Raw genomic sequence first — 12,300 nt, 5'->3', positions numbered from 1 at the left:
TACGGCAGGAGCGTACGAAAGCTCCCCGCGTGGCTCACCCGGAAGTGTAATTCGACCACGAACAGCGGTCGAATCGACTCGAAAATGTCAGTGCTGATTGAACTGAGGAGAGCGCCGCCGGACACTTCGCGAAAATAGCCGAGAAGGGATTTCTCGATGCGGAGAGCTCTCGCAGGCGCACTGGCGGCGGTGACGACGGCCGCGCTCGTCGTGGTGGTACACGCGGCGGGCGCGGACCGTTCCGCGGCCGCGGCCGAGACCTACTCGTGGGGCAACGTCGAAATAGCGGGCGGCGGGTTCGTCCCCGGAATCGTGTTCAACCAGAGCGAACCGAACCTGGTGTACGCGCGCACCGACATCGGTGGCGCGTACCGGTTGAACCCGCAGACGAACAGGTGGATCCCGCTGCTCGACCACGTCGGACTCGACAACTGGGGCCTCAACGGGGTCGCGAGCCTCGCGACCGATGCCGTCGACCCGAACCGCGTGTACGTCGCCGCCGGCATGTACACCAACAGCTGGGACCCCAACAACGGCGCGATCCTGCGCTCGTCCGACCGCGGCACCACCTGGCAGGCCACGCCACTGCCGTTCAAGCTCGGCGGCAACATGCCCGGCCGGGGCATGGGGGAGCGGCTCGCGATCGACCCGAACCGCAACAGCGTGCTGTACTTCGGCGCGCCCAGCGGCAAGGGCCTGTGGCGCAGCACGGACTTCGGCGCGACCTGGAACAAGGTCACGGCGTTCCCGAACGCGGGCAACTACGTCCAGGACCCCAACGACCCCAACGGTTATCTCACCGACAACCAGGGCGTGCTGTGGGTGACGTTCGACCCGCGCACCGGATCGGCCGGCTCGGCGACGCAGACCATCTACGTGGGTGTCGCGGACAAGGAGAACAACGTCTACCGCAGCACGAACGGCGGCACGACGTGGGAACGGGTGGCCGGGCAGCCGACGGGTTTCCTGCCGCACAAGGGAGTTCTCCAGGGCGACACGCTCTACCTCGCCACCAGCGACACCGGCGGTCCCTACGACGGCGGCAAAGGTGACGTCTGGAAGCTCAACACCGCGACCGGCGCGTGGACGCGGATCAGCCCGGTGCCGTCGACCAGCGCCGACAACACGTTCGGCTACAGCGGCCTGACCGTCGACCGCAAGAAGCCCGGCACGCTCATCGTCGCCACGCAGATCGCGTGGTGGCCGGACGTGACGTTCTTCCGCAGCACCGACTACGGCGCCACCTGGACGCGGATCTGGGACTGGACCAGCTATCCGAACCGCAGCTTCCGCTACAAGATGGACATCAGCGCCTCGCCGTGGCTCGACCTCGGCGCGAACCCCGCACCGCCGGAGGTGTCCCCGAAGCTGGGCTGGATGACCGAGTCGGTGGAGATCGACCCGTTCAACTCCGACCGGATGATGTACGGCACGGGCGCGACGATCTACGGCACCACCGACCTCACGGCGTGGGACCGCGGCACCCAGTTCACGATCAGGCCGATGGCCGCCGGGCTCGAGGAGACCGCGGTGAACGACCTGATCAGCCCGCCGTCGGGAGCGCCGTTGATCAGCGCGCTCGGCGACATCGGCGGCTTCCGGCACGACCGGCTGGACGCGGTGCCCGCCAGGATGTTCACCCAGCCCTACTTCACCACCACGCGCAGCCTGGACTTCGCCGAGCTGACCCCCGCGACGATGGTGCGGGTCGGTGACTTCGACAAGTCGAGCAGGCCCAACGACAACCGCGTGGCGTTCTCGACCGACGGCGGCGCGAACTGGTTCCAGGGCCAGGAACCCGGCGGTGTGACCGGTGGCGGCACGGTGGCCGCGGCGGCGAACGGCAGCAGGTTCGTCTGGAGTCCCACAGGCGCCGCTGTGCACTACTCCGTCGGCTTCGGCAACTCCTGGACGGCCTCGACGGGCATCCCGGCGGGCGCGGTCGTGGAGTCGGACCGGGTGAACCCGATGAAGTTCTACGGGTTCTCCGCCGGGAAGTTCTACGTGAGCACCAACGGTGGCGCGACGTTCACCGCCACGGCCGCGAGCGGGCTGCCGGACTCGGCGCGGTTCAAGGCCGTGGCGGGCAGGGAAGGCGATGTCTGGCTCACCGGCACGGGCGGGCTGTGGCGCTCCACGGACTCCGGCGCGAGCTTCGCGAAGGTCTCCGGGGTGGCGAGCTCGCTGAACATCGGCTTCGGCAAGGCCGGGGCCGGACGCACCTATCCCGCGCTGTACCTGATCGGCGAAACCGTTGGGGTGAAGGGCGTTTTCCGGTCGGACGACACCGGCGCGAGCTGGGTGCGGATCAACGACGACCGCCACCAGTACGGCAACATCGGGGACGCGATCACCGGTGACCCGCGGGTGTACGGCCGCGTCTACCTCGGCACCAACGGCCGCGGTGTCGTGCTCGGTGAGATGACCGGAACTCCGCCCATCACAACGACGACGACCACCACAACCACGACTACTACGACGACGACCACGACCACGACGGGTCCGCCGCCGGGGACGGGGTGCGCGGTCAAGTACACCGTGCCGCACCAGTGGCAGGGCGGATTCCAGGGCGGCGTCGACATCACCAACACCGGATCGACGGCCATCAGCGGCTGGACTCTCAAGTGGACGTTCGCCAACGGCCAGGTGATCACCCAGCTGTGGAACGGGAAGCACACCCAGACCGGTGTGGCGGTGACGGTCACCGACCAGGGCTACAACAAGGACATCGCACCGAACGGGACCGTCGGCTTCGGGTTCACCGCGAGCTGGACGGGCACGAACACCAAACCGGTGTCGTTCACGCTCAACGATCGGCCGTGCGCGATGCCGTGATCCAGGATCGCCCAACCGCGGGTCAGGACCGCTGTGCACGTTCACAGCGGTCCTGACCCGTTTTCGTCGTCGAATTCGGTCGAAGGTCCGATCGCGTTGTGTTCGATTTATTCGACGCTAATGTTCCTCGTGATGAAACGTTTCAATTTCGTAGAAGGGCGAGGGCCATGAAAAAGATCACGCGAGCGCTCGGGACAGCGCTCGCCGCGATCCTCGTCGCGGGCGGTGTTCCCGCGCTCGCGGTCGGAACAGGGCCGGATCGCGGGCTCGTCAGCATCCGGTCGGTCCACGGCGACGGCAACTTCGTCTCGTGGCGGCTGCTCGGCTCCGACGCCGCGGACGTGGCGTTCAACGTCTACCGCGACGGGGTGAAGGTCAACCGCGCGCCGGTGACGACGGCGACGAGCTACCTCGACGCGGGAGCGCCCGCGACCGCGTCCTACTCGGTGCGTCAGGTGAGCGGGGGAGGCGTGGAATCGGCGGCCACGCGGTCCGTCGGCACTCTGGCGACCAGCAGGGACGTGCCGATCCAGAGCCCGGGATCCGGCTACGTGGCGAACGACGCGTCGGTCGGTGACCTGGACGGCGACGGCGAGTACGAGGTCGTCCTCAAGTGGGATCCCGCGGACGCCAAGGACAACTCGCAGGCCGGCCGCACGGGCAACGTGTACCTGGACGCGTACAAGCTCAGCGGCACGCGGTTGTGGCGCATCGACCTCGGACGCAATATCCGCGCCGGCGCGCACTACACGCAGTTCCAGGTCTTCGACTACGACGGCGACGGCAGGGCCGAGATCGCCGTGAAGACCGCGGACGGCACCCGGTCGGGCACCGGGCAGGTGATCGGCAACGCGAACGCCGACCACCGCAACGCGGACGGCTACGTCCTGGCCGGGCCCGAGTTCCTGTCGGTGTTCCGCGGCACGGACGGCGCGGTGCTCGACACCGAGAACTACGTGCCACCAAGGGGAAACGTCTCGTCGTGGGGCGACAGCTACGGCAACCGCGTCGATCGCTTCCTCGCGGGCACGGCCTACCTGGACGGGTCGCGGCCGAGCATCGTCATGGCGCGCGGCTACTACACCCGCAGTGTGATCTCGGCGTGGGACTTCCGCGGCGGGCAGCTCACCCAGCGCTGGACGTTCGACTCGGCGGCGCAGTCGAACCGGTCGGCCTGGGAGGGCAAGGGAAACCACCAGCTGTCGGTGGCTGACGTGGACGGCGACGGCCGTGACGAGATCATCTACGGCTCGATGGCGATCGACGACAACGGCCGCGGCCTGTGGCAGAACAACACCCACCACGGCGACGCGCTGCACGTCGGCGACTTCATCCCGTCCAGGCCAGGGCTCGAGGTCTTCAAGTCGTCCGAGCACACCAACGAGGTCGCGCACTGGATGGGTGACGCGCGCACGGGTCAGATCCTGTGGAGCGCGCCGACGTGCGGCTGCGACAACGGCCGGGCGGTCGCCGCGGACATCTGGGCGGGCAACCCCGGTGCGGAGGCGTGGTCGGCGTCGGTCGGCGGGCTGCGGTCGGCGACCACCGGAGCCCAGGTCGCGGCACGCAAGCCGGGCTCGATCAACTTCGTGATCTGGTGGGACGGCGACGCGCAGCGCGAGCTGCTCAACGGCACCACGATCGACAAGTACGGCCCCAACGGCGACACGCGGCTGCTCACCGGTTCGGGCGTGGCCTCCAACAACGGCACCAAGTCCACGCCGGCGTTGCAGGCCGACATCCTCGGCGACTGGCGCGAGGAGGTCATCTGGCGCACCTCGGACAGCCGGGCGCTGCGGATCTACTCCACGACCGAGCCGACGACGATCCGGCGGCCCTCGCTGATGGAGGACCGGCAGTACCGGGAGGCGGTGGCGTGGCAGAACACCGCCTACAACCAGCCGCCGCACCCGAGCTTCGCCTCGCCCTGATCGTTTCGCGGGACAACTGAACACCGAGATTCGCGGACGGGTCTGCCCGTCCGCGAATTCGGCATGTCCACGGTGTTTTCGGCGTTTTATATTTGTGAATTGCACTCTGTTCACCGTTGTGAATCTTCGTGTCTTTCATTGCGTCGCCGAAAGAAGGTGAGTTAGCTTGCTCGGGAGCGAAACCCTGCAATTCGCGTCTCGGGAGAATCCTGATGAAATCAAAGTACTTCGGCGCGGCTTTGGCCGTGGTCCTGGCGCTGCCGTTACCGGCCTCCGCAGCCGACAGCGTCCTGTACGTGTCGCCCGCCGGTCGTGACGGTGCGACCGGCACGATCTCGGACCCGACCACGCTGACGTCGGCGATCAACCGGATCGCCGCGGGTGGCACGATCTACGTGCGCGGCGGCACGTACAGCATTGCCAAGACCGTCACGATCCCGCCGACGAACAACGGCACGGCGAGCGCGCGCAAGAAGCTGACCGCCTACCAGTCCGAGAAGCCGGTGCTGAACTTCTCGGCACAGACCGAAGACCCGGCGAACCGAGGGCTGGCGGTCAACGGTTCGTACTGGCACGTCTACGGTCTCATCGTCGAACGGGCCGGCGACAACGGCATCTTCGTAGGCGGCAGCAACAACGTCATCGAGCGCACGATCACCAGGTACAACCGCGACACCGGCCTGCAGCTGTCCCGGATCGCGTCCGACACGCCGAAGAACCAGTGGCCCGCCAACAACCTCGTCCTCAGTGCCGAGTCGCACGACAACCGCGACTCCGACGGCGAGGACGCGGACGGGTTCGCCGCGAAGCTGACCGTCGGCCCCGGCAACGTCTTCCGGTACGCCGTGTCGCACAACAACATCGACGACGGCTGGGACCTCTACACCAAGTCGGACACCGGCGCGATCGGCCCGGTGACCATCGAGGACTCCCTGGCGTACAAGAACGGCACGCTGAGCAACGGCGGCCAGGCCGGCAACGGCGACCGCAACGGCTTCAAGCTCGGCGGCGAGGACATCGCCGTGCCGCACGTCGTCCGGCGCACCATCGCGTTCGACAACGGCAAGCACGGTTTCACCTACAACCGCAACCCCGGCGCGATGACGGTGTCGAACAACCTGAGCATCGACAACGACGAGCGCAACTTCTCGTTCGACACGGGCAGCTCCGTGTTCCGTGGCAACACGTCGTGCCGCAGCAGCAAGGGCTCCAACGACAAGACCGCCGGCAACGCGGACAGCACCAACCAGTTCTGGCTGGGCACCAACGGTTCCCGCTGCTCCGGCTTCACCGGCGCGCTGGGCTGGTCGTTCGCCTCGGACGGCAAGCTGCGCGTGACGCTGGGCGGCAAGCTGGTCAGTCTCTAGCGCGGTTGCGGGGGTGGTCGCTCAGATCTTCGCGCCGACGATCGGAGCCAGCCGGTCGGCGATCTTGCGGTGCCCCTGGTCGTTGGGATGCACGTTGTCGGTGGTGTCCGCGGCCTCGTCGATCCAGCCCGTGGTGTCGACGAACTGGACGTTGCGGTCACCACCGTCGACCAGCGTCTGCACCGCCGCCTGCGTCTCCGGCAGGTACCGCTTGCGGAACGTGCCGAGCGCGAAGATCGCCGCCGTCGGGTACTTCTCCCGCGCGCGCCGCAGCAGCGTGACGTAGGAGGTGCGGAACTGGTCCTTGGTGACGCTGTGGCCGACGTCGTTCGTGCCGAGGTTGATCACGACGGCGTTCGCCTGGTACCGGCCGAAGTTCCAGGCGGGCGCGTCCAGGTTGAGGCCGGTGCGCAGGAAGCCCTCGCGCATGCTCAGGCAGCCGTCGGCCGCCGGATGCAGGCAGGCGCCGCCCACCGCGATCTGGGTGTGGCCGGTCCTGAGCTTCTCGCCGGTCAACCAGCCGTAGGCCGTGAGTGCCTGCTTCGACGACTGCTGACCCACGGTGATGGAGTCGCCGACGAACTCGATGATCTTCGACGGCACGGCCGGGGCGAAGGTGCGGGCGCCGCTGTCGATCTCGATGCCCTGGTACACCGCGTCGCCCTTGTACGAGCCCGCGATCGGGCGGTAGGAGACGCGCAGGGTGTGGTTGCCCGCGGCCAGCGGGGCCGGCGTGAGGTTGACCGTGCCGCTCACGTTCTTGTACGCCACGTCCGGGCCGCCGTCGATGCTGACGAAGAAGTCGATCGTGCGGCGCTGCTTGAGCTTCACGGTGCGTCCGGTGAAGCCGACGACGAGGTAGGCGCCCGCCCACTCGGACACGTAGGCGCTCGACGAGCTCGTGTTCCAGCGGCCGAAGTACCTCACGTTCGGGTCGTTGGGCGCGCTCGCCGCGGAGGCCGCCGGTGTGATCACGACGCTGCTGACGAGAACCGTTGCTGCGACCAGGAGTTTCACGGTGACACCTTTCAGCGCGAGGGCAGGGGGACGCGCGACCAGTCGACGTCCGAGGCGAAGTAGAAGCTCGGGTACGACGGCTGGTTGTAGGTGGTCTGCTGGCGGGCGACCTCGACGCGGTACTGGCGGTCGTGCATGAGCGTGTACATCTTGTGGTTCGTCGGTTCGGTGCTGAGGTAGAAGCGCAACGCCGAGCTGTCCTGCGTGCGCATGACCAGCTCCTCGCGCCAGTCACCGAAGACATCAGCCACGAGCGAGGGGTTTCCCTTGGTGCCGTTGTTGGCGCGGGTGCCGGTGGCGGTGAGCAGCGTGCCGCGCCGCCAGTCGTCGACGGTGGGCGTGACGTCCTGGGCGCCGTTCACGATCTGCGTGGTCAGGTCGCCCGCCCAGCGGATGCTCATGTTCGTTCCGGGGGAACGGTTTTCGAGCTGGTGGCCGTCCGCGCTCCAGATGCCGGCGGAGTCCGAGCCGTTCGGCATGGACGCCCACGTCTCGAGACCGCGCACGTCCGGGCGGACGTCGCCGACCATGCCGCGGCCGGTGTCCATGCCGGAGTACGCGCCGTAGATCGTCTCGCCGGTGCGCGCGTCCCGCAGGGCGTAGCCGTACGGCGCGTACCGGGCACCCTCGTGGACCATGTAGATCTCGAGTCCGGGGCGGTTCGGGTCGATGTCGGTGACGTGCAGGGCATCACCGTGACCGACCCGAACCGCGGCTCCCGGATCGACGCTGCCGGGTGGCAGCACGCCGACCGAGCTGTACTCGAGCGAACCGTCGTCGTCGAGCGTCGCTCCACCGTAGATGATCTCTTGCCTGCCGTCGCCGTCCACGTCGGCGACGCTCAACGAGTGGGACCCCTGCGTGGTGAGCTTGGCGTGGCTGGGACTGGTGCCGTCGCGGCCGTGCGGGGTGTCGCGGAACGGGTTCGTCATCGGCACCCAGCCGCTGTCGACGAGCCAGCGCTTCTTCAGCCGTCTGCCGTCCCAGTCGTAGGTCGCGACGGTGGAGCGCGTGTAGTAGCCGCGGGCGAAGATCGCGGACGGACGTTCGCCGTCCAGGTAGGCGACTCCGGACAGGAACCTGTCGACGCGGTTGCCCGGTTCGATGCGGGGCATGGCGTAGTCGCCCCACATGAGCCCGTCGTCGGTGCGACCGGGTTCGTACCGGACCGTCTGCAGCTCGCGTCCCGTCGCGCCGTCGAACACCGTCAGGTACTCAGGGCCGTCGACGACGAACCCGGCGAACTGGCGCAGCTTGTTGTTCGCGCTGCGGGAAGGCGCGTAGACGTCGATGAAGTGGTCCACCAGCGCCGTGGCGTCCTCTGTGGACAACGGGTACGAGTAGCGCGGTTCGATGCCGAACGCCTGCTCCAGCGTCGCGGGCCACCGGCCCGCGACCACCTCGGGATGCTTGTCCCAGCCGCGGAACACCTCGATGAGGTGGGTGCGGAACCCCTCGGGGCTGAGCCTGTAGTCGTCGGTGTTGCGGTACCCGGCGCGGACGTCCTCGCGCGGCATGGTGATGTACCGGCCGCGGCCGTCACGGGTGCCCGGCGCGGTCTTCGTCATCAGCTCAGCGTGCCCGTCGCCGTCGAAGTCGTAGACGAGGAACTGGGTGTAGTGCGCGCCCGCGCGGATGTTCACGCCGAGGTCGATGCGGTGCAGGAAGGTGCCGTCGAGCCGGTACGTGTCGAGGTACACCGGTCCGGTGTAGCCGACCTGCGACACGTCCTTGGAGTTGCTGGGATCCCACTTGACGACGTACTCGTACTGCCCGTCGCCGTCCACGTCGCCGACGCTGACGTCGTTGGCCGAGTAGGTGTAGCGCTCACCGGCGGGCGTCACGCCGTCCGCGGGCTTGCGCAGCGGCAGGTCGTGGTACGACGACGCCCAGGCGGTGACGGACCTGCTCCGCCCCAACGGGATGCCGCGCCGCACGGGTGCGACCTGGTACCGCGCACCGGGTTCCGCGCCGGTGTCGAGGTAGGTGGTGCTGTCGGTGACGGTCGCGATGCGTTTTCCGTTGCGGTAGACCGCGAATCCGGGTCCCGCGAGCCCGGTGGCCGTCGCGCCGGTGGCCTCCCGGCCGAGCAGGCGCCAGCTCAGGTGCACGCCATCGCCCGCGGTGGCCGCCACGAGCCCGCGGTCGAGGTGCTCGCCGGACGACGGGTGCGCGGAAGCGGGCAGCTGCCCGGTGAGGACGGCGGTGACCGTCAGCGGGAGCACAACGCTTCTTCGCAGGTCCACGGCGGCTACGATGACCCGTCTCAGCACGCGGCGCAAGCGTCTGAATGCGTTGGCACACAATGTGGAAAGCGTTTTCCAGTCGAACCGTCGAATCGAGCGCTGTGTTCGACGCGAACACTGTCGAACAAGTCGAACCGGGCACGTTTCCCAGACTGTCAACCGTCAATGTGCACGTTCCCACCATCGGGGGTGAGCGGAGGTCGTACTCCGCTCGTAATGTTGTCGAAACGCTTCAACACACGGAGGTGCCGACGTGGTCACCATCGCGGATGTGGCGAGGCATGCCGGCGTAGCGCCGAGCACCGTCTCCTACGTGCTCACGGGCAAGCGGTCGATCTCACCGCAGACCCGCACCAAGGTCAGGGAGAGCATCCGGCTGCTGGGCTACCACCCGCACGCCGGTGCGCGAGCCCTCGCCAGCAGCAGAGCGAACGTGGTGGCGCTGGTGCTGCCGCTGCGTCCCGGCGTGCACCTGCCGGTGTTGATGCGGTTCGTGACGGCGGCGGTCACCACGGCTCGCCGGTACGACATGGACGTGCTGCTCGTGACGGCGGACCAGGGTGCGCAAGGCCTGCGCCGGGTGGCCGGCAGCGCCCAGGTCGACGGTTTCCTGGTGATGGACGTCGAACTGGACGACGAGCGCGTGCCGTTGCTGCGGCAGATGGCACAGCCGTCCGTCCTCATCGGACGCCCGGCGGCGGCCAAGGGACTCACCTGCGTCGACCTCGACTTCGAAGCCGCCGGAGCGCGATGCGTCGACCACCTGGCGGACCTCGGCCACCGCTACATCGGGTTCCTCGGCGCCCCGAGCGTCGTGTACCAGCGCAACACCGGCTACGCGCAACGCACGATGGCGGGGTTCGGCGCCGCGGCCATGCGACGGGGCATCGCGTCGACGGCGATGCCCGCGGAGGACGACTACGAGTCCGTGCTGGCGTCCGTGCGTTCGTTGCTGCGCACCCAACCGGCCATGACGGCGCTCGTCGTGCACAACGAGGCCGCGCTCGGCTGGATCGCGGGAAGCCTGCGCGCGTTGGGGCGCAGGGTTCCCGACGACGTGGCCGTGGTGGCGATCTGCCCGGACGAACTGGCGGAGCAGATGCAGCTCACGTCGGTGCAGCTGCCGGCGGAGGAGCTGGGGCGGCAGGCGACGGAACTGCTGGTGGCGCGGCTGAACGGGCATCCCACGGCACCGCTGACGCTGCTGCCGCCGAAGCTGTCGGGGCGCGCGAGCACCGCGCCCCGACTGCGCCGGGCCTGACAGGGCCGGGCCTGATGGCACCGGGCCTGACAGGGTCGGGCCTGATGGCACTTACTCCAGCACGAACGTCGCGTCCGCGCGGCCCTGCGCGTCGCTCACCGCCTGCAGGTTGATCAGCCCGTTGCTGTTGCGCACGTAGAGGCCGGGGAAGTTGACCGACTCGAACGACACCGCCGAGCTCGCGGCGAGCCCCGCGCGCTGGGTGAAGCTCGCGTCGTTGCGGAACAACGCGCTGCCGTCGTTGCGCTCGACCCAGAGCTCGTTGTTGCGGTGACGCAGGTAGTAGCCGGGGAAGTTCGTCGACTCCAGCGACACCGTGTCCGAGCCCGTCAGGCCCGGGACGAGCTTGAACTGGGAGTCGGCGAGCGGCGACACGTTCGCCTCCAGCTTCGCCCGGTACTCCCAGTGCCGCACGAAGCTGGTGGTGTTGTAGGCCTTGAGCCGGACCGGCACGGGGCCGTCGGCGACCGGGATGCCGAAGTCCGGTGTGCCGTCGGCCTTGTAGTAGACCTTCTGTACGCGCGTGCGCCGGTTCGGGTCGTTGAGCGGATCACCGTTGATGTCGCGGTAGTTGCGGTCGTGGTAGACCATGACGTCGCTTTGGCCGTCCTCGGACACCGTGAACGAGTTGTGGCCGGGGCCGTACTGGCCGGTGGCGTCGTTGGTGGTGAACACCGGGTTGGGGCTCTTGGTCCACGACGCGGCGTTGAGCAGGTCCGCCGACGCCGAGGCGGTCAGCAGGCCGAGGCAGTAGTTCGCGTCGGTGGCGCTGGCCGAGTACGTCAGGAAGATCTTTCCGTTGCGCTGCAACACCGTCGGCCCTTCGGCCACCTTGTATCCGCGGGTCTCCCAGGCCAGGGTCGGCACCGTCAGCCGGGTGACCGTGCCGGTGATCGTCCAGGGGTTCGCGCCCATGCGGGCGATGTAGACGTTCGAGTTCGTCGAGATGCCCGGTTCCTGCTGGGCCCAAAGCAGGTAGCGCACGCCGTTGTTCACGAACGTCGAGGCGTCCAGCGAGAAGGTGTCCCACGGCGTGGTGATGCGGCCGCGTTCGGTCCACGTCCCGGTCACCGGGTTGGCACTCGAGCTCTCCAGCACGTACATCCGGATGCGCCAGATGTCGTCGCTGCGCCCGGCGGCGAAGTACACGTACCACTTGCCGTTGATGAAGTGGATCTCCGGCGCCCAGATGTGCGCGGCCATCTCACCGCTCGAGTGCTTGCGCCAGATCACGGTCTCCGGCGCCGAGGAGAGTCCCTGGATCGTGGTCGCGCGGCGCAGGACGATCCGGTCGTACTCCGGAACCGTCGCGGTGAAGTAGTAGAAGCCGTCCGTGTGCTTGAAGATGTGCGGATCGGCACGCCGTTCGGCGATCGGGTTCGTGTACCGCACCGCCGGGGAAGCGGTGGCGCTCGGTACCGGGAGGCCGACGACGCAGATCACCGCGGCCAGCACCAGCGCTGCGACTCGGCCAAGCTTGTTATCGCTAACAACGGACGCCATCGGCGAACCGTAACCCAACGTTTTCTTGACTGACAAGCTTTGTCGAACGCCGTGTCGAACGTGCGGTGAGCGTTCACATACGTGTGTGGATTTCGGCAGCCGATCGGGTCTACCACGAGCCGGAAACCGCTCGGCAGCAT

7 protein-coding genes are annotated in these 12,300 nt (G+C 68.1%); 4 read left to right on the top strand and 3 right to left on the bottom strand.

The window, feature by feature from the left end:
- Window positions 1-156 precede the first annotated feature (156 nt).
- The 3 genes from AOM45_RS04450 (at window position 157) to AOM45_RS04440 (ending at window position 6,133) form a co-directional block, all read left to right on the top strand.
- On the top strand, window positions 157-2,835 hold the full coding sequence (locus tag AOM45_RS04450) for a cellulose binding domain-containing protein (RefSeq protein WP_030472387.1): 2,679 nt from the start codon (window positions 157-159) through the stop codon (window positions 2,833-2,835).
- Between the two features lie 167 nt (window positions 2,836-3,002).
- Window positions 3,003-4,766 carry a rhamnogalacturonan lyase gene (locus tag AOM45_RS04445; protein WP_030472386.1) on the top strand — a complete coding sequence of 588 codons (1,764 nt, stop codon included), beginning with the start codon at window positions 3,003-3,005 and terminating at the stop codon, window positions 4,764-4,766.
- Window positions 4,767-4,978: 212 nt separating this feature from the next.
- Window positions 4,979-6,133, top strand: coding sequence for a right-handed parallel beta-helix repeat-containing protein (locus tag AOM45_RS04440; RefSeq protein WP_081902646.1), 1,155 nt, complete (start codon window positions 4,979-4,981; stop codon window positions 6,131-6,133).
- A 21-nt stretch (window positions 6,134-6,154) separates the two neighbouring features.
- Here the strand turns inward: AOM45_RS04440 and AOM45_RS04435 are convergent, their stop codons facing one another.
- Together AOM45_RS04435 and AOM45_RS04430 are read right to left on the bottom strand one after the other, a co-directional pair.
- Window positions 6,155-7,150, bottom strand: coding sequence for an SGNH/GDSL hydrolase family protein (locus AOM45_RS04435; RefSeq protein WP_030472384.1), 996 nt, complete (start codon window positions 7,148-7,150; stop codon window positions 6,155-6,157).
- Window positions 7,151-7,161: 11 nt separating this feature from the next.
- Window positions 7,162-9,396, bottom strand: coding sequence for a rhamnogalacturonan lyase (locus AOM45_RS04430; protein ID WP_236703123.1), 2,235 nt, complete (start codon window positions 9,394-9,396; stop codon window positions 7,162-7,164).
- Between the two features lie 253 nt (window positions 9,397-9,649).
- Here AOM45_RS04430 and AOM45_RS04425 point away from each other — a divergent pair, with 253 nt between their 5' ends.
- Window positions 9,650-10,657 (top strand): LacI family DNA-binding transcriptional regulator, encoded by a 1,008-nt coding sequence (locus AOM45_RS04425; protein WP_030472382.1) that lies wholly within the window; start codon window positions 9,650-9,652, stop codon window positions 10,655-10,657.
- A 51-nt stretch (window positions 10,658-10,708) separates the two neighbouring features.
- Here the strand turns inward: AOM45_RS04425 and AOM45_RS04420 are convergent, their stop codons facing one another.
- Complete coding sequence (locus AOM45_RS04420; RefSeq protein WP_030472381.1) at window positions 10,709-12,160, bottom strand: family 43 glycosylhydrolase; 1,452 nt, start codon at window positions 12,158-12,160, stop codon at window positions 10,709-10,711.
- Window positions 12,161-12,300 lie beyond the last annotated feature (140 nt).

This window comes from Lentzea aerocolonigenes (assembly GCF_000974445.1).
Lineage (GTDB): Bacteria > Actinomycetota > Actinomycetes > Mycobacteriales > Pseudonocardiaceae > Lentzea > Lentzea aerocolonigenes.
This window is presented reverse-complemented; position numbering and strand designations above follow the sequence as displayed.

What these genes read in the sequence shown, in the direction of transcription:
- AOM45_RS04450 (WP_030472387.1), top strand. Translation starts at nt 157, where the DNA reads ATGCGGAGAGCTCTCGCAGGCGCACTGGCGGCGGTGACGACGGCCGCG.
- AOM45_RS04445 (WP_030472386.1), top strand. Translation starts at nt 3,003, where the DNA reads ATGAAAAAGATCACGCGAGCGCTCGGGACAGCGCTCGCCGCGATCCTC.
- AOM45_RS04440 (WP_081902646.1), top strand. Translation starts at nt 4,979, where the DNA reads ATGAAATCAAAGTACTTCGGCGCGGCTTTGGCCGTGGTCCTGGCGCTG.
- AOM45_RS04420 (WP_030472381.1), bottom strand. Translation starts at nt 12,160, where the DNA reads ATGGCGTCCGTTGTTAGCGATAACAAGCTTGGCCGAGTCGCAGCGCTG.